Here is a 24,128-nt window from a genome sequence, read left to right as displayed (position 1 = left end):
CGGGGAAGACCCCAGCACCCGCACACCACGACGCACGAGCAACGCCCTGCCCGAAAGTGGCAGGGCGTTACCGCTTGGCGCAAAGAGGACACCGCTCGGCGCAGAGGACGGGAAAACCCAGGTCGCGGCCGGGAGAGTAGGGCCTTCCGGCGCGCTGTGCCAAGCGCTAACACAGCGATGGATCTCACTGGAATGCGCCTCCGTCCGGATGTGACCATCGACACGTTAGCCGCTACAGTGCGCAGGTAGTCAGTCACTGCTCCGGGGTTCCGCGCCCGCGGGACCCGGTTTCGTCGTCCCCTCGTGCGGGGGAAGCGCCGGCAGACTCGTCCGCTGTCCGGCGTCAGTCGGTGTAGCGGGAGGACATTGATGTCCGGAACCTCCACAACTACCTACCTTGCGGCCGAGAGCGGCACCATTTCCCTGGGCGGCAGCAACCTCGTCTTCGTGGTCGTCGCCGTGGTGTTCGCCCTGGTCGCGCTCGGATTCGCCGCCATGTTCGTGCAGTCGGTGCTGAAGACGGCCCGCGGCACCCAGTCCATGCAGGAGATCGCCGGCGCCGTGCAGGAGGGCGCATCGGCCTACCTGTTGCGGCAGTTCCGCACCCTGGCGATCTTCGTCGTGATCGCGGTCGTGCTGCTCTTCCTGCTGCCGGTGCACGACACCGGCGGCAACGAGACCTGGGTCAAGATCGGCCGATCGCTCTTCTTCGTCGTCGGCGCGGCCTTCAGCTCGGTGATCGGCGGGGCGGGCATGGCGCTGGCGACCCGGGCCAACCTGCGCGTCGCCGCGGCCGCGGGCGAGTCCGGCGGCCGGGAGAAGGCCATGGGCATCGCCTTTCGGACCGGCGGGGTGGTCGGTTTCATGACCGTGGGCCTCGGCCTGCTCGGCGCCGCCCTGGTCGTCTGGATCTTCCGGGAGGACGCGCCGACCGTGCTGGAGGGCTTCGGCTTCGGTGCCGCGCTGCTCGCCATGTTCATGCGGGTCGGCGGCGGCATCTTCACCAAGGCGGCCGACGTCGGCGCCGACCTGGTGGGCAAGGTGGAGCAGGGCATCCCCGAGGACGACCCACGCAACGCGGCGACGATCGCGGACAACGTGGGCGACAACGTCGGTGACTGCGCCGGCATGGCCGCTGACCTCTTCGAGTCGTACGCCGTGACGCTCGTCGCCGCGCTCATCCTGGGCCAGGCGGCGTTCGGCACGGACGGCCTGATCTTCCCGTTGATCATCTCGACGGTCGGCGTGGTCATCGCCATCGTCGGCGTCTTCATCACGCGGCTGCGCGCCTCGGACCGCAACGGCCTGACCGCCATCAACCGCGCGTTCTACATCTCGGCGCTGCTGTCGGCGGTCATCGTGGCGATCGTCAGCTTCACGTACCTGCCCAGCTCCTTCGCGGGCTTCGGGGAGGACCTGGCCGCCGGCGTGGCCGAAAGTGGTCGCAACCCGCAGTGGGTCGCGATCGGCGCGGTCGTGATCGGCATCGTGCTCGCCGCCGCCATCCAGGCGCTGACCGGCTACTTCACCGAGGTGCAGCGGCGCCCGGTCCAGGACATCGGCAAGTCGTCGCAGACCGGCCCGGCGACGGTGGTGCTCGCGGGCATCAGCGTTGGGCTCGAGTCGGCCGTCTACTCGGCGCTGCTGATCGGCGCGGGCGTGTACGGAGCGTTCCTGCTCGGCGGCTCGTCCATCACGCTGTCACTCTTCGCGGTCGCACTCGCCGGCACCGGCCTGCTCACCACGGTCGGCGTCATCGTGGCGATGGACACCTTCGGCCCGATCTCCGACAACGCGCAGGGCATCGCGGAGATGTCCGGCGACGTGGACGAGCGCGGGGCGCAGATCCTCACCGAGCTGGACGCGGTCGGCAACACCACGAAGGCGATCACCAAGGGCATCGCGATCGCCACGGCGGTGCTGGCCGCCACGGCGCTCTTCGGGTCGTACACGAACACGCTCTCGGACTCCCTGGCCGACGCCGGCATCTCCGCCGACCGGATCGGCGGCGAGATCCTGGGCCTGCTCAACATCGCCAACCCGCGCAACCTGGTGGGCCTGCTGATCGGCGCGGCCGTCGTCTTCCTCTTCTCCGGGCTGGCCATCAACGCGGTCTCCCGCTCGGCGGGCGCGGTCGTGATGGAGGTGCGCCGCCAGTTCCGCGACTTCCCGGGCATCATGGACCGCACCCAGCGCCCCGAGTACGGCCGGGTCGTCGACATCTGCACCCGCGACGCCCAGCGTGAGCTGCTCACCCCGGGTCTGCTGGCGATCCTGGCGCCCATCGCGGTCGGCTTCGGGCTGGGCGCCGGCGCGCTGGCGTCCTACCTGGCCGGGGCGATCGGGGCGGGCACGCTGATGGCGGTCTTCCTCGCCAACTCGGGCGGCGCATGGGACAACGCCAAGAAGCTCGTCGAGGACGGCGCCTTCGGCGGCAAGGGCTCGGACGCGCACGCCGCGACGGTGATCGGCGACACGGTCGGCGACCCGTTCAAGGACACGGCGGGCCCGGCGATCAACCCGCTGATCAAGGTCATGAACCTGGTCTCGCTGCTGATCGCCCCGGCGGTGGTCGCCTGGAGCATCGGCGACGACGCCAACACCGGCCTGCGGATCGGCATCGCCGTGGTGGCCGTACTGATCATTGTGTCGGCCGTGGTCTGGAGCAAGCGCAAGCCGATCTCCATGGGTGACGAGACGCCCACCACACCGTCCTCCTCCGAGCGGGTGGTTGCCTGATCGGACAGAGTCGGGGAGGGCGCCCGGCGCTCGCCAGGTGCCCTCCACGGTGCGTTACCCGTACGCTGCAATCCATGCGCTCGGCCCGCTCCCTGTCTTTCCTCCTCGTTATCTCGTGCGTCGTGACGCTGGGTGCCTGTTCGGGCAGCCCGACCCCACAGGCCTGGGCTGCCACGGTCTGCAAGGTGCTCGCCCCGTGGCGCACCGAGATCGGCGACCTCGCGACCAGGACGCAGCAGCAGATGACTGCCGAGACGACGCCCGCCCAGGCCAAGGAGAACCTGATGCGGCTCTTCGGCGGTGCGGAGACCGCGAGCGAGAAGGCGCGCGCCGGGGTGGCGGAGGCGGGCGTCCCCGACGTGGACGAGGGCGCCCAGGTCGCGGAGAGCTTCACCACATCGCTGAGTGCGATGCGCGACGCCTACGGCAAGGCCCGCACCGGGGTGGAGGGGCTCTCGACCGCCGAGTCGAAGGACTTCTACACCAAGGTCGGTTCCGTCGTCGACACGCTGAACACGGAGTACCAGGCCAGTGAGCTGGACACCAGCAAACTGTCATCGGTAGAGCTCAAGCAGGCGTTCGACGAAGCCCCGGAGTGCCGCTGACCATGACCGAGCCCGGGTGGCCGCTGATTCCGCGCGAGGTGCTGCCCGCGCCGGTCGAGCGCGCCACGCCACCCCGGCGCCGCGCGGCGCCGGGCGCCGGCACCCCGGCCGGCAAGCAGTTGTCCGTCTTCGGGGTGGAGGCGATCGACCCGTCGCTGGCCGACCTGGCCGGCCTGCTGTCCGGCCCGGGGATCCTCGGCACGATGGGGGGTACGGCCCGGGTGTCCGTCCGCGTCGACGCCGCCTGGCGCGTGCACGTCCTCGTCGAGGAGCTGGTCGGGCGCGGTCTCGTGGTCAACTGGCAGCCGGTCGCCGAGCACCCGGAAGAGGAGCGCGTGGCGGAACTCACGTCGGTTCCGGTGGAACACGAGGACGACGAGTCCTCGGTCACGTCGGCGCCGGCCGAGCAGCCCGGGGAAGAAGAGGTGGCGGCGCCGGTCGTCGGGTTCGAGGTGCGGACGGCGTACAGCAGCAGGTTGAACGGCCTGGCCCGCGCCTGGCCGCCGCCGCCCGGCAAGCTCTTCCTCAACGGCCCGCGGCTGCGGCTCTGGGCCGCGGCGGCCGGGGCTCCCCGGCCGCAGGGCTACGCCCTCGGTCTGAATCCCGACGGCTCGCTTGACAAGGCGGTCGATGCGGCGCTGACCAAGGTCGGCCTGGCCGGGACGATCCAGGCCGGTCCGGCGTACGTGATCGCAGGTCGCAGACGCCTCGCGCGGCTCGCTGAGCTGGTCGGGGACCGGCCGGAGGCGGCGCCCGCGCGGCTGTGGCCGGGCAGCGCAGCCGCATGATCTTCCGTGATTGTGTGCGGCACGACGCCATGTTCCCGGTGTACGGTGTCGCCAGTCGGACGCGTGCGGTGGCCGGGCCGTTACCATCCGACTTCTGCCTGCCCGGGGAATGGGAGCTCGTCCGGCGCGTTACGTTGAACGTCCGTGCGCCAGCCGCTCGCGGCGACCGCCGGGCACAACCTGCCGCCTGCGGCAGGTCGCCGAGTGAAGCCGAAGTTTGGGAGTGCCGTGCCGAGCAACGCCAGGACGACCCGTCTGGTCATCGTCGAGTCCCCGTCGAAGGCCAAGACGATCGCCGGCTACCTGGGGCCCGACTATTTCGTCGAGGCTTCCATCGGCCATGTCCGCGACCTGCCGAAGAACGCCGACGAGGTCCCCGAGAAGTACAAGGGTGAATCGTGGGCGCGCCTCGGCGTCGACGTCGACAACGGCTTCCACCCGCTCTACGTGATCTCCTCGGACCGCAAGCAGCAGATCGCCAAGCTCAAGAAGCTCGCCCGCGAGGTCGACGAGATCTTCCTCGCCACGGATGAGGACCGCGAGGGCGAGGCCATCGCCTGGCACCTGGTCGAGACGATCCAGCCCAAGGTCCCGTTCAAGCGGATGGTCTTCCACGAGATCACCCGCAAGGCCATCCAGGCCGCGGTCGCCAACCCGCGCGACATCGACAAGAACCTGGTCGACGCGCAGGAGGCCCGCCGCATCCTGGACCGCCTCTACGGGTACGAGGTCAGCCCCGTCCTGTGGAAAAAGGTCATGCCGCGCCTGTCCGCCGGCCGCGTCCAGTCCGTCGCCACGCGCATCGTCGTCGAGCGTGAGCGCCAGCGCATGGCGTTCCGCTCCGCGGAGTACTGGGACATCAACGCCCAGCTCGCCGTGCTGGAGAAGGTCGAGGGCGCCCGGCGCTTCGGGGCCACCCTGATCGCGCTCAACGGCGACCGCATCGCCACGGGCAAGGACTTCGAGGCCACCACCGGCCGGCTCAAGCCCGGCGCGGCCGTCGTGCAGCTCGACGAGGCCGGCGCCCGCGGGCTCGCCGCACGCCTCGAGGGGCAGCCGTTCAAGGTCACGCGCGTCGAGGAGAAGCCGTACCGCCGCAAGCCGTACGCGCCGTTCATCACCTCGACGCTGCAGCAGGAGGCGGCGCGCAAGCTGCGCATGTCCTCCGCGCAGACGATGCGGACGGCCCAGCGGCTGTACGAGAACGGCTACATCACCTACATGCGTACGGACTCGGTGAACCTCTCCGAGACCGCCATCGCGGCCGCGCGGCGCCAGATCGTCGAGCTGTACGGCGAGCGCAACGTGCCGTCCGAGCCCCGGCGCTACTCCGGCAAGGTCAAGAACGCCCAGGAGGCGCACGAGGCGATCCGGCCCGCCGGGGACACTTTCCGGGCGCCCGGTGAGCTGGCGCACGAGCTGCAGGGCGACGAGTTCCGGCTCTACGAGCTGATCTGGCGGCGCACGGTCGCCTCGCAGATGATCGACGCGGTCGGCAACTCGATCTCCGTACGCATCCGGGCGGTGTCCTCGGCGAACGAGGAGGCCGACTTCGGCGCGACCGGCAAGACGATCACCGAGCCGGGCTTCCTGCGCGCCTACGTCGAGTCCTCGGACGACGAGAACGCCGACGCCGAGGACGCCGAGCGCCGCCTGCCCAACCTGGTCAAGGACCAGCCGCTGACCGCCGAGGAGCTGGCCGCGGCCGGGCACCACACCAGCCCGCCCGCCCGCTACACCGAGGCGTCGCTGGTCAAGGCGCTGGAGGAGCTGGGCATCGGCCGCCCCTCCACGTACGCGTCGATCATGCAGACGATCCAGGACCGGGGCTACGTCGAGAAGCGCGGCCAGGCGCTGATCCCGACGTTCATCGCGTTCGCGGTGATCAACCTCATGGAGCAGCACTACCCGCGCCTGGTCGACTACAACTTCACCGCGGCCATGGAGAACGACCTCGACGGCATCGCCGGGGGCGACCATGCGTCGCTGGACTTCCTCACGTCGTTCTACTTCGGCAGCCAGACGGCCGGGGCGGACGACGCCATCGCGAAGGCGGGCGGTCTGCGCAAGCTGGTCACCGAGAACCTCGGTGCCATCGACGCGCGCTCCATCAATTCGATCCCCCTCTTCGACGACGAGGACGGCAAGCACGTCGTCGTCCGGGTCGGTCGCTACGGTCCCTACCTGCAGAAGCAGCCGCCGGGGGAGACCGAGGAGCCGGCGAGCGACCGCGTCTCCATCCCCGAGGGCATCGCCCCGGACGAGCTGACCCCGGAGAAGGTCGCCGAGCTGTTCCTCGGCGGCGGCGGGGAGAAGACCCTCGGTGACCACCCGGCCAGCGGCGAGCCCGTCGTGCTCAAGTCCGGCCGCTACGGTCCGTACGTGTCGAGCGGCGAGCTGACGGCCTCGCTCTTCCGCTCGCAGTCGCCCGAGACGCTCACGCTCGACCAGGCGCTCCAGCTGCTGACGCTGCCGCGGGTGGTCGGCAAGGACCCCGAGGGCAACGAGATCGTCGCGAAGAACGGGCGGTACGGCCCGTACGTGCAGCGCGACAAGGACTCCCGCTCGCTCGCCTCCGAGGACCAGCTCTTCACGGTCACGCTCGACGAGGCGCTCGCCCTGCTCAACGCCCCGAAGCAGCGGGGTCAGCGCGGGGCGCCCAAGCCGCCGCTGCGCGAGATGGGCCCGGACCCGAAGACCGAGAAGCCCATGGTCATCAAGGAGGGCCGCTTCGGGCCCTACGTGACCGACGGCGAGTTCAACGCGTCCCTGCGGCGCGGGCAGACGCCCGAGGAGCTGACCGTCGAGCAGGCCTCCGAGATGCTGGCGGAGAAGCGCGCGAAGGGCCCGGCGCCGAAGAAGAAGGCGGCGGCGAAGAAGGCCCCGGCCAAGAAGGCCGCAGCCGACGGAGCCCAGCCCGCCGCGAAGAAGACCGCAGCGAAGAAGACCGCAGCGAAGAAGGCCACTCCCGCGAAGAAGGCTGCGCCGGCGAAGAAGGCAGCCCCGAAGAAGGCCACTGCCGCCGCCGAGTGACGGCCTGTGGATAACGCTGTGGACAACCGGGTCTAGCTGCCCAGCACCTGCTCGAGGTAGGGGTTGGCAAAGACCCGGTCCGGGTCCAGGCGGTCGCGCACGGCCAGGAAGTCGTCGAATTTCGGGTACGCCCGGCGCAGCGACTCCGCGTCGCGATAGTGCAGCTTGCCCCAGTGCGGCCGGCCGCCGAGCGGCTCGCAGACCGCTTCAAAGGCGCGGAAGTACGGCTCGTACGGGCTGCCCGAGAACTGGTGGATCGCGATGTACGCCGAGTCACGCCCGTAGCCGTGGGACAGCCAGACGTCGTCGGGGCCGGTGAAGCGCACCTCGACCGGGAACTGCACCTTGAACGGGAGCCGCTCGATGATCCGGGGGAGGGCGGCGAGCGCTTCGGCGACGTGCTCGCGCGGGATCTCGTACTCCATCTCGGTGAAGCGCACCCGGCGTGACGTGCAGAAAACCCGGTCCGACCGCTCGGTGTAGGTCCTGGCGGTCAGGGCACGGGCGGCGACCGCACTGATCGACGGCACCATGGCCGGGATCTTCTGACCGATCCTGCACGCGCCCTGCCAGACCGTGTTGGAGAGGAACTCCTCGTCGAGCCAGCGTCGCGACGCGGCGAGCGGGCGGTCGGAGACCTCCACCTTGTTGTTGCGCTTGAGCTGGGCCCGATCGGTGTACGGGTACCAGTAGAACTCGAAGTGGTCGTTGGTGGCGATGCCCTCGTCGAGGCCGGCGAGCACCTCGGCGAGCGGCATCGGGCGTTCGTCGGCCAGCAGCACGAAGGCCGGCACGCAGCGCAGGGTCACCTCGACGAGGATGCCGAGGGCGCCGAGGCCGAGGCGGGCGGCCGGGAAAAGCTCCGAGGACGAGTCAATGTGCAGAACCTCACCCGACGCCGTGACCATGGTCACCGCCTCGACGCAGGAGGCCAGCGTGGCGTGCGTCGCGCCGCAGCCGTGGGTACCCGTGGAGATGGCGCCGGCGACGGTCTGCTGGTCGATATCGCCCAGATTGGGCATGGCCAGGCCGTGCTCGGCGAGCACCGGATTGAGCCGGTGAATCGGCATTCCGGCCTGAACGGTGACGAGCGTGCCGTCAACGGACACCAGCCCGGCCAGCCGGTGCAGGAGCATGCGCTGGTCGTCCGCGACGGCGATGGCGGTGAACGAATGTCCGCTTCCGACCACCTTGACCCGGCGTCCGGCCGTCGCGGCCGCCTTGACCTGGGCGGCCACCTCGGTCACCGTGCCAGGGGTGAGAACGTCGATCGCCAGGGACTCCTGGTTGAGTCCCCAGTTGCGCCAGCGGCGCGCGGCGGCGGGGGGTGCGAAGTCAGTGGTCATTTCCGCCTTGTCCTCCCGCGGAGCGCACAGTCGCACAAAACCGGGAAAGCTCGCCGTCCACGGCGTCCCGTCGATGCTTCTCGCTCGTTGATCCGAGTAACGTTCCGATTATCACTGCTGAGAGGGAGTGGCGACGCGTGTCGACACCAACCGTCACCACCGGTCCGCTGCGGCGGGTTCCGGTGCAGGGCAGAAGCGTTGCCCGGGTCCAGCGCATGCTCGACGCCTGCGCCGAGCTGGTGGACGAGGTCGGGTACGAGGGCCTGACCACCACCCTGCTGGCCGAGCGGGCCGAGGTAGCCATCGGCTCCGTGTACCAGTTCTTCCCGGACAAGCGGGCCATCGTCCAGGCCCTCGCGATGCGCAACATGGATGCGTATCTGCAGAGCCTGTCCGCGCGCTTCGCCAACGAGACCTTCGCCCACTGGTGGGACGGCGTCGACGCGGCGATCGACGCCTACATTCACATGCACCGCAGCGTGCCGGGCTTCCGCACGCTGCACTTCGGTGACGTCGTCGACCTGCACCTGCTCGACGCCGAGCGCGACAACAACGCGGTCATCGGCGACCGGCTGGCCGAGCTGCTGGTCGAGCAGTTCCAGCTGGCGGAGCCGGAGCGGCTGCGCTTCGCGCTGCTGATCGCGGTCGAGTCGGCGGACGCGCTGATCAAGCTCGCGTTCCGCCGCGACGTCACCGGCGACGAGGCCGTCCTCACCGAGGCCAAGGCGCTGATCCGCGAGTATCTGCACCGGCACGTGCCGGCGTGACGCTCTTCTAGCCGAGGAACGCATACCCCTCTCCGCGGTAGGTCGGGGTCGGCGCCGCTGTGTCGCCGTCGACGAGGTGCACCTCGTTGACGTGCTCGCACAGCTCGCCGGCCTTGGCGTGACGGAACCAGACCCGGTCGCCGGGGCGCAGTTGCTCGGCTGCCGGGCCGATGAGGGGCGTCTGCACCTCGCCGGCGCCCTCGTCGGCCTTGAACCTGAGGCCCTCGGGCAGCCAGGGCATCGGCTGCCGGGACGGACCGGTCTGCCCGGAGGCGATCCAGCCGCCGCCGAGCACCGTGGCGATGCCGGGCGCGGGCCGCCGGACCACCGACAGGCCGAAGAACGCCGCCGGGGTGGGCCGCCACGCCCGGTAGGCGTCGAACAGCGTCGGCCCGAACAGGCCGGATCCCGCGGCGACCTCGGTGACGGAGCCGTCGGCCGCCGTGGCCGCGACGCTGCCGGTGCCGCCGCCGTTCACGAACTCGAGCTCGGCGTGCTCGCGCACCGCGCGGACCGCTGCTGCCCGGCGTTCGAGCAGCTCCGGGTACGACATGCGCTGCATCTGCCGGATCACCCTGCCGCGCAGGGCCTGACCCGGGGGCAGGTCGCCGACGCCGGCGATGTGCGCCTCGTACGCCATCATCCCGGCGAGCGTGAATCCCGGACGCGCGACCAGCTGCCGGGCGATCTCCCCGGCCTCCCGCGCGGTGTGGACGGGTGAGCGCCGCACGCCCACGTGCAACGGGCCCACGGGTCGCCAGGACGCGTCCAGCTCCAGGCAGACGCGCAGCTCGGGGCGGTGCTGGGGGGCGATGGCGGAGTCGATGAAGTCGAGATGGTCGACGCTGTCCACCATCAGCGTCACGGCGGCCGCCAGGGCCGGGTCGGCGGCCAGCTCGGCGAGGGCGGTGCGGTCCGCGGTCGGATAGCCGACCAGGACGTCGTCGCTCACCCCTTGCCGGACGAGCCAGATCGCCTCGGGCAGCGTGTAGGCCATGACGCCGGACCAGCCGTCGCGGCGCAGCACCCGTTCCAGCAGGGCCCGGACGCGGACGGACTTGCTGGCCACCCGGATCGGCTTGCCGGCCGCCCGGGCCGTCAGCGCGGCGGCATTGGCGTCGAACGCGGTCAGGTCGACCACTGCCACCGGGCTCTCGAGCTTCTCGGTGGCACGGTCGAGGCGCTGGCGCAGTGCCATACGTTCGGCGATCACGACTGCAACCTATCGGCATATCGACAAAGACGAAACACCTTCATCTTGGGCACCACCCGATCGTGCGCGACCCGGCTTGCTGCGCAGGCCCGTTAGAGTGCTTCGGGCAGCGACAACGCGCTTCGCGCAGCGGGAGGTACGGTCATCGACACCGAGACGAGCTCGGCGCGGCAGGACGCCGGGCCGGTGGACCTTTCGGGGATCGCGGCCCTGCGGGCAGTGCTGCGCATCCGGCCCTTCCGGCGGCTGTGGCTGGTGCTCAGCGCGGCGTCGTTCGGCGACTGGATCGGCACCCTGGCCACCGCGCTCTTCGCGTCGCAGCAGGTCAGCGGCAGCGTCGCGCAGGGCAGCGCGTTCAGCAGCACAATCGCCATCCGCCTGCTGCCGGGGTTGCTCCTCGGCCCCGTCGCCGGCGTCATGGCGGACCGCTGGGACCGCCGCTACACCATGGTCATCTGCGACATCCTGCGCTTCCTGGTGTACGGGTCCATCCCGCTCGTCGCCCTGATCAGCGACTCCGGCGGCCTCACCGTCACGTGGGCGGTCATCGCCACCTTCCTCGGCGAGACGATCACCATGATGTGGATCCCCGCCAAGGAAGCGGCGGTGCCCAACCTCATCCCGCGCGGCCGGCTCGAGGCGTCCAACCAGCTCAGCCTGATCTCGACATACGGCATCACGCCTATCCTGGCGGCCCTCGTGCTCGCCGCCCTCGACGGCGTGGTCCGCGGCCCCATCGGGGGCCTGCCCGACTGGGCCGAGCCCGTCCAGCTGGCCCTGTGGATCAACGCCTTCTCCCGTGCCGCCACGGCAGCCGTCGTCTTCTTCGGCATCAAGGAGATCAGCGAGGGCAGCCGGGAGCGCAAGGAGCGCAACGCCGAGCAGAGCATCTGGCGGCAGTTCCGCGAGGGTTGGCAGTACATCGGCCGCACCCCGTTCGTCCGCGGCCTCGTCCTCGGCATCTTCGGAGCCTTTGCCGGCGCCGGCGTGGTCATCGGCACGGCGCGCTTCTTCACCAGCTCGCTCGGCGCCGGCGACGCGGCCTTCTACCTGCTCTTCGGCACCCTCTTCATCGGGCTCGCGATCGGCATCGGCCTCGGCCCCACGATCGTCAAGGAGCTGTCGCGCCGGCGCTGGTTCGGCATCAGCCTCGTCCTGGCCAGCGGCGCCGTCGCCTTCCTGTCCGTCGCCTTCCACCTCTCGATGGCGCTCTTCGGCGCGGTCTTCGTCGGCATGGGCGCCGGCATGGCGTTCCTCGCGGGCGTCACGCTGCTCGGCGGCCAGGTCGACGACGAGGTGCGCGGCCGGGTCTTCGCCGTCGTCCAGATCGGCGCCCGTCTCGTCCTGCTCGCCGCCATCTCGATCGCCGGCGTCCTGACCGGCCTCGGCGGCTCCCGCCGCATCGGCTCCGGCGCCCTCTCCTTCGACCTCTCGTCTACGCGCGTCCTGCTGCTCGTCGCCGGTGCCGTCGGCATCTGGTCCGGCATCGCCGCCTTCCGCCAGATGGACGACAAAAAGGGCGTCCCGGTCCTCGCCGACCTGTGGGGAGCAGTCCGCGGCCGCCCGCTGTCGGCGGCCGAGCCCTTCACCCGTACGGGCATCTTCGTCGTCTTCGAAGGAGGCGAGGGCGCCGGCAAGTCGACCCAGGTCACCCGCCTCTCCGAAAGCCTGATCGCCGCCGGCAACGACGTCGTCGTCACGCGCGAGCCCGGAGCCACCGACGTCGGCGCCCGCATCCGCAGCCTCGTCCTCTCCCACTCCGCCGACGGCGCCCCCTCCCCACGGGCGGAAGCGCTCTTGTACGCCGCCGACCGCGCTCACCACGTCGCCACCGTCGTCCGCCCGGCCCTCGCCCGCGGCGCCGTCGTCATCAGCGACCGGTACGTGGACTCCTCGCTGGCGTACCAGGGCGCCGGCCGCACCCTGCCGGTCCAGGAGATCTCCTGGCTGTCGTCGTGGGCGACCGGCGGCCTCAAGCCCGACCTCGTCGTGCTGCTCGACGTCGACCCGACCGTGGGCCTGGGCCGCGTCGACGACCGCGGCGAAGGGCAGGACCGGCTGGAGAGCGAGTCCCGGTCGTTCCACGAGCGGGTCCGGTACGCCTTCCTCGACCTCGCCTCGGCCGACCCCAAGCGGTACCTGGTCCTGGACGCGGCCCGGCCGATGGGCGAGATCGCCGAGGTCGTGGCCGCCCGGGTCAACGGCCTGCTGACGGCGGGCGACGACAGCCACCCGGCGCCGGCCTCGACGGATCTGCCGCCCGGCCCCGACCTGACCGCGCCGGACCTCACGTCGCCCGCCGCGCCGGGTTCTGCTTCGCCCGATGAGACCGTGGTGGTGCGGGCCGGTCGTGCGCCCGATGAGACTGCGGTGATCCTGCCCGCCGGGACACGGCCCCCTCGGTCCGCGCAGCCTTCCTCTCCTGACGCCACGATCGCGTTGCCGCCGACGGTTGATGCCACGGTTGCGTTGCCGCCCTCGGCTGATGCCACGGTGTCGTTGCCTCCTTCGGCTGATGCCACGGTCTCTTTGCCGCCCTCGGCTGATGCCACGGGCTCGCTGGCGCGCTCCTCGGTCGATGCCACGACGAGGCTGCCGGAGCCCGCCGACGCGACCGTCGCGTTGCCGCGCGCCGATGCCACGCAGGTGATCCCGGCCACGTCGGCCGAGCCGGACCAGGCTGCGGCGAAGGAGCGGGCTGCGCACCCGGGCAAGGCAGCCGAGGAGGAGGCGCCGCTCGAAGTGCTCGAAGACCTGACCGGCAACCGCGCCCGGGCCGATGGGGACGACGGGTCCGCCGGCGAGGGCCCGGTGGGCGAGCGCCGGTGAGCGAGCGAGAATTGACCGCATGAGTGTCTTCGCCGAGCTGGTCGGGCAGGACGAGGCCGTCGCGACGCTGAGCCGGGCCGCCGCGGCCGCCGCCCGCATCGTGGCCGGTGACGTCGCCGGCAGCGGGGCGATGACCCACGCGTGGATCTTCACGGGCCCGCCCGGCTCCGGTCGCTCGGTGGCGGCGCGGGCCTTCGCCGCCGCCCTGCAGTGCGAGCGCGACGGCGCGGGATGCGGCGAGTGCCACGGCTGCCGCACGGCCCTGGGCGGCACCCACGCCGATGTGCGCTTCGTGGTGCCCGAGGGCCTGTCCATCAGCGTCAGCGAGATGCGCGCCCTGGTGCTGCGGGCGGCCAGCGCCCCGTCCGGCGGCCGCTGGCAGGCCGTCGTGATCGAGGACGCCGACCGGCTCACCGAGGCCGCGGGCAATGCCCTGCTCAAGGCGATCGAGGAGCCCCCGCCCCGCACGGTCTTCCTGCTCTGCACCCCGTCGACGCACCCCGACGACATCTCGGTGACCATCCGCTCGCGCTGCCGGGTGGTCGCCCTGCGGCAGCCTCCGGCCGAGGCCGTCGCCGAAGTGCTCGTCCGCCGCGACGGCATCGCGCCCGACCTCGCCGCGTGGGCCGCCGCGGCCGCGCAGGGCCACGTCGGCCGGGCCAAGCGGCTCGCCAACGACCCCGACGCCCGTGCCCGCCGCGAAGCGGTCCTCACCGTCCCGCGCCGGCTCACCGGTGTGGGCGCCTGCTTCGACGCCGCCTCCGCGCTGATCGAGGCCGCCGAGGCCGAGGCCGCCGCCGCATCGGCCGACACCGTCACCTCCGAGCGCGCCGCCCTCGAGCAGGCCCTCGGCGCGGGCGGCACCGGCCGTGGCGCCGCCGGAGCCATGCGCGGCGCCGCCGGCCAGCTCAAGGAGCTGGAGAAGCGGCAGAAGTCCCGGCTCACGCGTGCCCAGCGGGACGCCCTCGACAGGGCCCTCGTCGACCTGGCCGCCTTCTACCGCGACGTGCTGGTCACCTCGATGCGCGCCCCGGTCGGCGTGGTGCACACCGACACCGCCTCCCAGAGCTCGGCCGCCGCCGGGAAGTGGACCCCGGAAAGCACGCTCCGCCGGCTCGAGGCCGTGCTCGCCTGCCGCGAAGCCATCGACCAGAACGTCAAACCCAAGATCGCCGTGGAGGCCATGATGCTGAGCCTCTGGCGCGGCTGATTCCACAGTCGACCTCCCTCTCTGCCTGCTTGCTCGTCCCGCACGATCCGCTTGTCGAAGCCGTCGCCGCCCGGCTCGCAGCGGTGTCGTCGTGCTGTCGTAGTCGTCGGGCGCCTCGCTGTGGAAGCCGAGGTGGCGCAAACCCTAGCCCGATCCGCAGCCGCCGAATCGAGTTATCCACAGGCGCGGGTTATCCACAGCTTCCGTCCACATGAGATGCGCCGAGGCGATCGGACCGAGTAGCGTCCCCTGCGTAACGCAACAACTGCGACACGCTAGGTAAGGAGCCTGCGCATGCCCCGTGAGATCGACGAGGCGTGGATCGAAGAGGCGATCGAGCGGCACCATCGGCTCGATGCCCTGCGGGCTGAGTACGAACGGGCGGTCGCCGCCCACGTCGTGTCGGTGCAGTCGCCGGACGGCTCGATCGAGCTGCTGGTCAGTGCGACGGGCACCATCACCGAGGTGCGGATCCGGGGCTCGTTGCACAACCGGACCGGCCCGGAGGTGGCGAGGGAGATGCAGGCAGTGGTCACGAACGCGGCACAGGCGGCCGAGTGGGCCCGGCGGAAGCTGCACGACGAGGTGTTCAACGGCTTCCGGGTGCTCGGTGAGCAGTGATGCTGGAGTCGATCCTGGACAAGCTGGAGCATGTCGTCGGCGAGCTGGCGGCCGTCGAGCGGGAGCTTCCGGCGTACGAGATGACGCGCGCATCCTTCGGCGCGGGTGACTCGCGCTTCGGGGCGGGCGAAGGCCTGCCGGGGCGAGTGGCGCGGGAGATGCGTGAGCACTTCGCCGCCGTTCTCGCCGCCCGATCGTTCGAGGCGGCCGACGCCGCGACCCGTCTGCGCAATCTGGCCACGGACGTGCGTGTCACCGACGAGGAATACGCGGCGACCGACGAGGCCGTGGCGCATCGCTTCCGCCGGGGATTCTGATGGACAGCCTCGACCGCCTCCTGCCCCTGACGGATGCCCTGTTGCGCCGCGTCGACGCGATGCTTGAGTGGGGCGGCGCGCCGTCCGGACACGAGGTGTGGCGCCAGATTCGTCGCGTGCGGCTGCTGCCCGGCGACGCGGTGCAAGCGGTCGCGGCGCTCCGCCCCGCCGAGCTGCAGGAGGCGGCCCAACGGCTGCGGCGCGAGTCCCGCGACTATGCGGGCATCGCGGGCTCCCTGCCCGGTTCCGGCTCCTGGTCCGGTCCGGCCGCCGAGGCGTACGACCGCACCAGGCAACGCCTGGCCAACCACCTCAGCGGCACCGACCAGAGCCTCGACGAGCGCCTCGCCGCCTCCGCCACGCTCGCCGAGCGCCTGGCCGCGTGGATGTCCACCGCCCGGAGCGCCACCGCCGCAGCCCTCGTCGAGGTGCTGACCTCGGTCGAGTCTGTCAGGCTCTCCGGCGAGGAGCCCGATCCGGAGTCCCTGCCCGACACGCTGGCAGCCGCGGCGGCGGCAACGGTGGTGCTCCGAGCCGTCGCGGATGCGTACGACGCCGGCCAGGACCTGCTGTTCGAAACGACCAAGCTCAAGCGGCCGCTGACCCTCTGACGCCCATGACAAGCTCACCAGGCTCAGCTGCCATAGCGGCACATGTCGCAGGGGTGATCGGCCGCGGCGCCGCTCACTGGGTCGGCGCCGCAGCCGGGCGGTCAGGAGCGGGAACGGCGGCGGCCTCGGGTGCTCGCGACGACGGCCGCTACGCCGGCGAGGAGCAGACCCACGCCGGTGAAGGCGACGACGGTCACCTTCGGGCCGGTGATGGGCAGGGTCGCGGCGCCTCCCGCCATGCCCGCGGTGCCGCCGGAGACCCCGCCGGCCGCGGTGCCGGTGGCGGCGTTCGCAGGCTCGGGGGAGACGGCGGCTGCTTCGAGGACGCCGACGTCGAAGCTGACGGTACGGGCCTCGGCGTAGCCGGGCTTGGTGCGCTTGCCAGCCGTACCCTCGGCGATGCGCACCGAAAGCGCCGCCGCCCGCGCCGCGATGGCGTGGTTGTTGGTGGCCTGCCGGACCTCGCCGAGCGACACGGTGACCTTCGTCTCGGCGCCCGATTCGGAGCCCTCATCGCTGGAGCCCGCGTCGCCGTCCGAACCTTCGTCCGCGTCGCTGCCAGAGCCGGCGTCCGATCCGCGAGCGGGCGCGGACTCCGGCTCGCTGACCTCGGGCACATCCGGCATCTCGGGCAACGGCGTGTTCTTCCCGCCGCTCAGCAGCCCGCCGATGATCGGCAACCGCCCCAGCGGACCCAGCCGCGACCCGTCCGAGTCGCCGGCCGGCTTCTCCTCGCCGGAGTCCTCGGCGGCGGGCTGCTCGGCGCGCTGCCTCGTGCTCTCCTCGACCTTCTCCGTCCCGTCCTCGGCGTCGGCCTCATCCATGGCCCGGGCGTCAGGGGAAGACGCTCCCTTGACGGTGACTTCCACCTCGTCGCCGGCCTCGTCCAGGCGGGCGCGGCGCACGCCCTCCCCGGACACCTCCACAATGGCCGGGACGTAGCGCACCTCCCCGCCGTCCTTCGTGGACATCCGCGCTTCGAGACGCGGCGCCTTCTTGACGGTGATGCGGACCGCCCCGTCGAGCAGCTCCAGGTTCCCGCCGTTCAACGTGGCGGCCGCCACGGTGGTCGCCGCGGAGCCGTTGCGCTCCAGCGCCGTCGTGCTCACGCTTTCCGCCTTTGCTGGTACGGCCGCCAGCTGCTCGTCCCCGTCGGCGATGGCTGCCGTACGAAGCCGAGCCGTGGCGCGAGTCACCTCGCCGTACCTGGTGCCGCAGGCCATGCCGTCCACCCAGCGCGCGTGAGTGCTCAGCTTCCCGTCGCCGAGGCTGAGCGGTCCGATGTCCGCCGAACGGGTCGGCAGCTTCGCCGCGGTCTTGTTGGTCGGCGGCGCCTGCTGGGTGAGCAGCTGCGTCACCGACTCCGGCGTGGCGTCGTCCTTGGCGTCGAGTATGCGCGCCACGGCTGCCGAACTCACCGGCGCCTGCGCGACCATCGCCGACTTGGCGTCGCCGAGATGCACCGCCGGGCCGGTCTTCTCCTCGGTGCGCTTGCCGTCGAGGTCGAGCTCGGTGATCCGCATGATCTGACTGCCGGACTGCGCCGAGTACCGCTGAGCGTTCCCGCACGTCGCCGGCGCGGCATGGGCGGGCAACGGCAGCAGCAGGGCGCTGATCGCCCCGAAGGCGCCCGCGCTCACCAGGCCCCGGCGCACCCGCGTCGACGGCCGTCGCGGCGACTGGCTGCCGGCCAACGCAACGGACGGCGTGGCGAGAGCCCGGCGCCGGCCGCGGGCGAAGGCGATGATTGCCGGCGTACGGGCAAGGTGCACCCGATCGTCCCGTTCTGTCAGATGGCCGGTCGCACCGACAGGTCGACCATGATCATTTCGTGCGGGCCCGACGGGCATCATGAAAATGTCCTCCCCCAAGGAAAGCCGCCGCGTGGGCGGCGTCTACGGGACTGCCCAACGAGGTTCGATGCAGGGGGTTGCGGGGATCTATGTAGTTCTGGACCATTTCGCACGCACGGTGCGTCGCCGTAGGGTGGATGCATGGGCATGCTGTGCGCGGTCAGCTTCAACCGGTACGGCCGCCTCTACTACCTCGATCCGGGCGAGTTCTCGCCGCAGGTGGGCGACCGGGTGCTGGTCCCCACCGACGACGGGCCCGAGGTGGCGGAGTGCGTCTGGGCGGCGCAATGGGTCAGCGAGGACACGGGTGGCTTCTCTAAGGTGGCCGGCCTCGCCGACGACCAGGACCTGCGCCGCGACGACCTGCTCAGAAAACGAAAGGCCGAGGCGAAGGTCGCGGCCAAGAAGCTGATCAAGGCCCACGAGCTGCCGATGAAGGTCGTCGCGGTCGACCACGTCCTCGACCAGGCGGTCTCGGGCGGCCCCCGCACCACGATCTACTTCACGGCGCCGCACCGGGTCGACTTCCGCTCCCTGGTCCGCGACCTGGGCGCCACCCTGCACTGCCGCGTCGAGCTCCGCCAGCTCTCGGCCCGCGACTCCGCCCGCGTCCAGGGCGGCATCGGCTCCTGCGGCCGCGACCTGTGCTGTGCGACCTTCCTCACGGACTTCGAGCCGGTCACCATCCGAATGGCCAAGGACCAGGACCTACCCCTCAACCCGCTCCGCATCTCCGGCGCCTGCGGCCGCCTCATGTGCTGCCTCAAGTACGAGCACCCGCTCTACCAGAAGTTCCAAGCCTCGGCCCCGGCCGTCGGCTCCCGCGTCTCAACCCCCGAGGGCGACGGCCGTGTCGTGGCTCACAGCGTCCCGAAGGACTCGGTCGTGGTCCGCATGGACGCCGACGGCTCCCGCTGCTCCTGCAGCCGCGCCTCGGTCTGCGCCCCCCGCCAGGCCCACGACGAGACCTACGGCTGACCCACGCCCCCAGCCCCCCGGCTAGACCTCCGGCTGACCCACGCCCCCAGCACGCGACGAGACCTTGGCGGACCGGCGGCTCCCAGCACGCGACGAGACCTTGGCGGACCGGCGCCTCGCGGCCCGCGACGAGACCTTCGACTGACCGACGCGTCCGGGTCCGAGACGGGGTCCGCGACGGGCACGATCGCGAAGCCGCGCAGGCATAAGCGCCGGTCGGCCCGCCCCAGTGCCGGTCGGCCCAGCGCCAGTTGGGCCAGTGCTGGTCGGCCCGGCGCCGGTTGGCCCAGCGTCGGTCGGTCCGGCGGCGGTCGGTTCAGTGTTGGTGGGCCCGGCGCCGGGCCGCCAGCGCCGATGTGACGTCCGTGGGCGGCGAGACCAGGGCGGGTTGCTAGGTCGTGGCGGGCTCGCTCGGCACGGCGATCGGCGGCTCCGGGGTGGTCGGGCCGTCGACCGTGATCGGCGGCTCGATGAGGTGGGGGACGAGGGGCTCGGCGGGTCGGAGCCAGGAGTCGTGCGGCTCGGCCTCCGGGGCGGCGGTCCACTTGCGGCAGATGCGGTTGATGCCGATGGCCCACACCGTGAGGGTGCCGTCCGGGGCGATGTGCAGGCGCAGGAAGCTCTTGGCGTCCTCGATGCTCTGCCCCGCGAACAGCTCGTTGGTGTTGACGTCGAAGAACAGGCCGGCGACCAGGAGGTAGAACGCGAGGAGCTGCGTCGCCACGAAGGCGATCACCGGGCCGTAGAGGACCGCGGCGACCACGAACGGGCCCGGCCAGGACCAGTCGTGGAACGGTAGGTGGAGCCAGAGCCAGGTGCCGCCGGCGGCGAGGGCGATGTGGGCGAAGCCGTGCAGCAGGCCGAGGATCCAGTGGCGGGCGTGGTGGGGCTCGGCCGCGTCCGGGGGCTGGGCGAAGAGCACCGTGCCGGTCATGATCAGGGCCAGCATGATCAGTAGCGGGATGCTGAAGAGGCGCCGGAAGATGTCGCCCTCGCCGGCGGCGCCCGCCATGGCGAGCATGGTGAGGGTGTGGAGGATGCCGAGCATCGTCGCGAAGCCGGGGTTGCGGATCGGCACGTTGCGGAAGACTCCCCAGCTGAGGCGGCGTGACTCGGCCTTGCTGGGGAAGGCCTCGGCCAGCTCGTAGTCGCGGCTGCGGCTGGCGCTGCGGGTGAGCGTCTCGCGCGGCGGCACGGTCAGGGTCTGCGGCAGATTGTGCGTCGCCACGAGGTAGGCGCCGCCGCCCCCGCACGTGATCAGCTCCCGGTCGGGGCCGGAGTAGCGGGCGTAATGGTGCAGGTCTCCGGAGAGCAGGAGGCGCACCTCGGCCCCGGTCGGCGCCAGGATCGTGCGCAGGAAGTAGTCGACGGCGTCGTACGCCTCGGGCTTCTGCGCGGCCTTCACCCACGTGGGGGAGGGGGTCATGAGAATCACGCGGTCCTGCGGGCCCAGCTGCCGGGCGACCTCGGCGAAATAGAGCAGCTGCGGATCGTCGATGTAGGCGCCGAACTGCTCGTCGATCGCGAAGAGCCACCAGTTCGACGGGAGCCGCACCGCGAAGTAGGAGCGGCGCTGACCGGTGCGCCAGCCGCCGATGTGCCCGTCGCGGCGACGCGCGAACAGGCGTAGGAAGGCCGTGAGCCCGTCATACCAGTCGTGGTTGCCGGGCAGTGCGTACAGCGTCGGTTGGGCAGCCTCGGCCGGCGCCTCCGGGAGCGCGGCGCGGTAGGGGCCCTTCGTGCGATTCTCGTAGCCGTCGCCGCTGGCCACCGGATAGACCTGGTCACCGCCCATGAGCAGCATGCGGCCCCGAAGCAGCCGCTCGCCGCCGACCGCCAGCTCGGGCTGCGCCAGCAGGTAGGCCACCGAATAGGTCGCGTCGAAGCCGTCGCCGAGGTCGGCCACATAGTCGAACCACAGCTCCCCGTCGTCGCCCGGCTCCTCGAAGGACTCGGCGGACAGGGCGTTCTGCAGCTCGCGCTTGTCGAGGAACGCGCCGAAGAGGATCGCCAGCAGCGTGCGCAGCCCCGTGTTGAGCAGCAGCAACGGCGCGAGCCACCCGACCGGCCGCTGCGGCGTGAAGCCGAGCTGCCGCGGGTCCATGCTCTCCGGTCGCCGGGCACGCGACGGCTCGCCCTCGGCGGACGGCTCCCGGGGGCGCGGCGGCGGCTGATGATCGGTCACGGGAGCACCCTAGTCCGGGGGTACGACGAGAGGCTTGTCGATCTTTCTCGCGGGTGCACCCCTCCTGCGGGAGTGGGGCCGGGCTATGCCGTACACTTGGTCACCGTTGCCGCCTTAGCTCAGTCGGCTAGAGCGACGCACTCGTAATGCGTAGGTCGTCGGTTCGATTCCGACAGGCGGCTCCATCCGGCAAAGGCCCGGTGACCTGGGAAGACTCCCAGAGTCGCCGGGCCTTCGCTCATCCCGCCGGCGTTTGAGTCGAGGGCGCCGGAGGTGCGGGTCCAGCGCGGCTCGCAAGGAAGACCGAGGGTGCACATCCGCGCCCGGCCGCGAGAGCGCCGGACCCGCGCGCACCTCGTCCCGGCACCACGTCCGAGATTCCGCCGGTGCGCCCGCATCGCTCCAACCGAAGGCACGGATCGATTCGGCGACGCGCATCGTCAAGTCGCGAGCGCATGCCGCGCGAGGCCGGGCCCCATGAAGCCGAGCCGTGCGCGAGGCTGACAACGCGGGAGGAGCCCGGCGCCAGCTGGCCCTTTACGCCGAACGGGCTACCCGCGCAGCACACCGGCGCAAGGGCGTTCATCGATGTCTGCGCAGGTCAGCGGCGTACCCCTCAATCTTGCTTGTCGCTATCTGCCATATGGCACTCTGAACAGTGGCGATCAGACTTGTGGCCGTGGTCTCCTGAGTCAGCAACACAGGGCGGAGTTCGAAGTGCAGGGACGGCACCCGGCGGCAACCGGGTGCCGTTGTCACCCCGGCCCTTCGACACGACGGCACGAACGACGCGAGGTGGGAATTCTCTCCGAGTCGCAACGGCGGCCCGTACCTTCCTCGCCGGCCTGCACGGAAGGAGCTCGTACGGTGCGTACCTACTATCGAGGCCCCGACGCGATCGTCACCGGTCGCCACTTCGTCTGGCTTGCCGCTCCGACTCAGGTCTTCCACTTCGATGCGGTCCGGGAGGTTCGCGTGGTCCGGGGTGAGCCCGCGGCTCAGGCAATCGGCATTCTGCTCGCCGGGACGGCCGGCCTTGTCACTCTCGCGGGCGTCACGTACGCCTACGCGGGGCGCTCGATCGGCCTGGCCGCGACCGCGGCGGCGGCCCTCTTCTGGCTTCTCGTGCTGACCACAGTGCGTCGCCGGGCCGCGCGCACGTGGAGTCTCGAAGCCGACTACGCCGGCACCTGGACCGTCGTCTACTCGAGTGCCGACATCACCGCGTTCAACCAGGTCAAGCGGGCCGTGCGCCGCAACCTCGAGGACCGGGTCGCGGACCGTGAGGGCTACGGGCTCGCGGCGGCGTGACCGTCACGTCATGTGACTACAAAACAACAGATATCTTTTCCGAAACCATGGGTAGGCGCCTTCCCGGTCTGGTACTAGTCGGGTATAGAGTGACCCGCGACCTCGCAGGGTGCTTCATGGCACATTGCGAGGTCGCATCCGGTGCACCGCCCACCTGACTTCGACGATGAAGGACTGATGGCTGAGGCTGCCACGCCCACTGTCGCGCGCAGACGCGTGCGAGTGGCGCTGCGTGAGGCGCGGGAGGCTGCCGGCCTCACGCAGCAGCAGGTCGCCGACGAGATGGAGTGGTCGCTCAGCAAGGTGATCCGGATTGAGAACGGCGAGGTCACGATCGCGCCGAACGATCTGCGGCCGCTGCTGGGCTACCTGGGCGTCAAGGACAAGTCCGTGGTGAGCGCGTTGCTGATCGACGCGCGGATCGCCCGCACCCGGCAGCGCCAGGTCTGGTGGCAGACCCCGGCCTTCCGGGAAGTGCTCAGCGAGTCGCTGCGCAAATTGATCGAATACGAGTCCGAGGCGAGCCGGATCCGCTATTGGTCGATCTATTTCATCCCGGGCACGCTCCAGATTCCCAGCTATGCCGATGCCCTCATGAAGCTGTACGGCGACGATTTCCCGGACGAGCTCGCCCGGTTGAAGCTCGACGCGCGACAGCGACGCCGGCAGGCACTTCTGAATCGCGGCGGGCTCGTTGAGTTGTTCGTGCTGTTGGACGAGTCGGTGCTCATGCGCCCGATCGGTGGGGCCGAGGTCTTCACCGAGCAGATGCGCGAGATGCACCGTTTGGCGAGCGAGGGCAGGATCAATCTGCGGATGATCCCGTACGCGCTGAACGCCCCGGTCACCAACAACGCCACCTTTGACCTGCTCTCGCTCGGGGAAAACGATTCCGAGGGCATGTTGCTGTATCACGAGAACGGTCTCACCGACGAGGCGATCGAAACCAAGTCGACGACCGAACGGCATCGTGCTCGATTTGATCGGGTCTGGCACGAGGCACTGAACGAAGCTGACACGATCGAATTCGTTCGTAAGCGTATCGATGAATTGGAAGCGCAGGGGCCACGGCCCACATATCTTCCTTAACCGAGGGCCCGTGACCCTCGGTCGCGGGCTGAAAGGCGAAAAGATGAACAGCGTCAGCATGCCCGCATGGCGGAAGAGCAGCAAGTGCGGCAATGCCACGTGCGTGGAGGTGGCCCGCGTCGGCGAGGACACCTACCTGATCCGTGACTCGAAGCAGCCGGAGGCGCCCGCCCTGTCCTTCACCAAGGAGGAGTGGGTCGCGTTCGTGGACGGCGTCCGCGACGGAGAGTTCCAGTTCTGACCCTGTGTTAGCCGCCTTGCGCATGGTTATTGTCTCAAATCGTGCGCGAGGCGGACAAAGTAGCCGACATATGCGGAGATAAGCCGTGACTGAACCTCCGGCAGGGGTTCACTCACTGTTGCTCTCATATGACGCCGTGCTCGTGACCCCTACCGTGGTTCCTTGGGAGCTGATACGGAGGAGCGAAACATGGCAGACAGGGCGGAGCAGTCGATCGTCTGGCGCAGGGCCGGCCGCTGTGGGACGAGCACCTGCGTGGAGGTCGCCAGGGTGGGGAACGACTATCTGGTCCGGGACTCGAAAGAGCCGGGCACCGGCCCCTTGCGCTTCACGGCGCAGGAATGGGCGATCTTCGCCGACGGCGTGAAGCGCGGCGAGTTCGACTTCGGCTG

At 70.8% G+C, this 24,128-nt stretch carries 19 protein-coding genes and 1 tRNA gene; 16 read left to right on the top strand and 4 right to left on the bottom strand.

Going from position 1 to position 24,128, the window contains the following annotated elements; translation table 11 throughout:
• The first annotated feature begins 369 nt into the window (after nt 1–369).
• The 4 genes from RBH18_RS21470 (at nt 370) to topA (ending at nt 7,165) form a co-directional block, all read left to right on the top strand.
• Nucleotides 370–2,739 carry a sodium-translocating pyrophosphatase gene (locus RBH18_RS21470; RefSeq protein ID WP_306210517.1) on the top strand — a complete coding sequence of 790 codons (2,370 nt, stop codon included), beginning with the start codon at nt 370–372 and terminating at the stop codon, nt 2,737–2,739.
• 74 nt (nt 2,740–2,813) lie between these two features.
• Nucleotides 2,814–3,344, top strand: a complete 531-nt coding sequence (locus tag RBH18_RS21465) for a hypothetical protein (protein ID WP_306210516.1) — start codon at nt 2,814–2,816, stop codon at nt 3,342–3,344.
• A 2-nt stretch (nt 3,345–3,346) separates the two neighbouring features.
• The gene (locus tag RBH18_RS21460; protein ID WP_306210514.1) at nt 3,347–4,132 is read left to right on the top strand and encodes a hypothetical protein; all 786 of its coding nucleotides are present in this window, start codon (nt 3,347–3,349) and stop codon (nt 4,130–4,132) included.
• A gap of 228 nt (nt 4,133–4,360) precedes the next feature.
• Complete coding sequence (gene topA / locus RBH18_RS21455; RefSeq protein WP_306210512.1) at nt 4,361–7,165, top strand: type I DNA topoisomerase; 2,805 nt, start codon at nt 4,361–4,363, stop codon at nt 7,163–7,165.
• A 32-nt stretch (nt 7,166–7,197) separates the two neighbouring features.
• On the opposite strand, the gene RBH18_RS21450 is transcribed toward topA, so the two are convergent.
• A complete protein-coding gene (locus tag RBH18_RS21450) occupies nt 7,198–8,511 on the bottom strand; it encodes a D-arabinono-1,4-lactone oxidase (RefSeq protein WP_306210510.1) in 1,314 nt (437 codons plus the stop codon).
• 137 nt (nt 8,512–8,648) lie between these two features.
• Here RBH18_RS21450 and RBH18_RS21445 point away from each other — a divergent pair, with 137 nt between their 5' ends.
• Entirely contained in the window at nt 8,649–9,278 is a 630-nt protein-coding gene (locus tag RBH18_RS21445; RefSeq protein WP_306210508.1) for a TetR family transcriptional regulator, read from the top strand.
• Between the two features lie 7 nt (nt 9,279–9,285).
• Here RBH18_RS21445 and RBH18_RS21440 read toward each other — a convergent pair whose 3' ends face one another.
• On the bottom strand, nt 9,286–10,491 hold the full coding sequence (locus RBH18_RS21440) for an amino acid deaminase/aldolase (protein ID WP_372338956.1): 1,206 nt from the start codon (nt 10,489–10,491) through the stop codon (nt 9,286–9,288).
• 255 nt (nt 10,492–10,746) lie between these two features.
• Here RBH18_RS21440 and tmk point away from each other — a divergent pair, with 255 nt between their 5' ends.
• The 5 genes from tmk to RBH18_RS21415 all read left to right on the top strand — a co-directional run bounded on the left by tmk (nt 10,747) and on the right by RBH18_RS21415 (nt 16,079).
• On the top strand, nt 10,747–13,320 hold the full coding sequence (gene tmk, locus RBH18_RS21435; RefSeq protein ID WP_372338959.1) for a dTMP kinase: 2,574 nt from the start codon (nt 10,747–10,749) through the stop codon (nt 13,318–13,320).
• 19 nt (nt 13,321–13,339) lie between these two features.
• Entirely contained in the window at nt 13,340–14,530 is a 1,191-nt protein-coding gene (locus tag RBH18_RS21430) for a DNA polymerase III subunit delta' (RefSeq protein WP_306210507.1), read from the top strand.
• 294 nt (nt 14,531–14,824) lie between these two features.
• A complete protein-coding gene (locus tag RBH18_RS21425) occupies nt 14,825–15,151 on the top strand; it encodes a YbaB/EbfC family DNA-binding protein (RefSeq protein WP_306210505.1) in 327 nt (108 codons plus the stop codon).
• The gene (locus RBH18_RS21420) at nt 15,151–15,468 is read left to right on the top strand and encodes a hypothetical protein (protein WP_306210503.1); all 318 of its coding nucleotides are present in this window, start codon (nt 15,151–15,153) and stop codon (nt 15,466–15,468) included. Before RBH18_RS21425 ends, RBH18_RS21420 begins: the two co-directional genes overlap by 1 nt.
• The gene (locus tag RBH18_RS21415; protein WP_306210500.1) at nt 15,468–16,079 is read left to right on the top strand and encodes a hypothetical protein; all 612 of its coding nucleotides are present in this window, start codon (nt 15,468–15,470) and stop codon (nt 16,077–16,079) included. Before RBH18_RS21420 ends, RBH18_RS21415 begins: the two co-directional genes overlap by 1 nt.
• A gap of 101 nt (nt 16,080–16,180) precedes the next feature.
• Here RBH18_RS21415 and RBH18_RS21410 read toward each other — a convergent pair whose 3' ends face one another.
• Nucleotides 16,181–17,851 carry an ICP22 family protein gene (locus RBH18_RS21410; protein ID WP_306210498.1) on the bottom strand — a complete coding sequence of 557 codons (1,671 nt, stop codon included), beginning with the start codon at nt 17,849–17,851 and terminating at the stop codon, nt 16,181–16,183.
• 222 nt (nt 17,852–18,073) lie between these two features.
• Between RBH18_RS21410 and RBH18_RS21405 the strand changes: the two genes are divergently transcribed.
• Entirely contained in the window at nt 18,074–18,910 is an 837-nt protein-coding gene (locus RBH18_RS21405) for a PSP1 domain-containing protein (RefSeq protein ID WP_306210496.1), read from the top strand.
• Between the two features lie 391 nt (nt 18,911–19,301).
• On the opposite strand, the gene RBH18_RS21400 is transcribed toward RBH18_RS21405, so the two are convergent.
• Nucleotides 19,302–21,095 carry a metallophosphoesterase gene (locus RBH18_RS21400; protein ID WP_372338955.1) on the bottom strand — a complete coding sequence of 598 codons (1,794 nt, stop codon included), beginning with the start codon at nt 21,093–21,095 and terminating at the stop codon, nt 19,302–19,304.
• Between the two features lie 108 nt (nt 21,096–21,203).
• Between RBH18_RS21400 and RBH18_RS21395 the strand changes: the two genes are divergently transcribed.
• The 5 genes from RBH18_RS21395 to RBH18_RS21375 form a co-directional block, all read left to right on the top strand.
• Nucleotides 21,204–21,280, top strand: a tRNA-Thr gene (locus RBH18_RS21395).
• Nucleotides 21,281–21,962: 682 nt separating this feature from the next.
• Nucleotides 21,963–22,406: a DUF6232 family protein gene (locus tag RBH18_RS21390; RefSeq protein WP_306210494.1), complete on the top strand. Its 444-nt coding sequence runs from the start codon at nt 21,963–21,965 to the stop codon at nt 22,404–22,406.
• Between the two features lie 177 nt (nt 22,407–22,583).
• The gene (locus RBH18_RS21385) at nt 22,584–23,495 is read left to right on the top strand and encodes a helix-turn-helix domain-containing protein (RefSeq protein ID WP_306210492.1); all 912 of its coding nucleotides are present in this window, start codon (nt 22,584–22,586) and stop codon (nt 23,493–23,495) included.
• Between the two features lie 43 nt (nt 23,496–23,538).
• Nucleotides 23,539–23,736 (top strand): DUF397 domain-containing protein, encoded by a 198-nt coding sequence (locus RBH18_RS21380; RefSeq protein WP_306210490.1) that lies wholly within the window; start codon nt 23,539–23,541, stop codon nt 23,734–23,736.
• 189 nt (nt 23,737–23,925) lie between these two features.
• On the top strand, nt 23,926–24,128 hold a 203-nt coding region (locus RBH18_RS21375; protein ID WP_306210489.1), incomplete at its 3' end, for a DUF397 domain-containing protein.

The organism is Actinoplanes oryzae, assembly GCF_030757795.1.
Classification (GTDB): Bacteria; Actinomycetota; Actinomycetes; order Mycobacteriales; family Micromonosporaceae; genus Actinoplanes.
The sequence above is the reverse complement of the archived record's forward strand: the minus strand, read 5'-3'. Positions and strand labels throughout refer to the sequence as shown.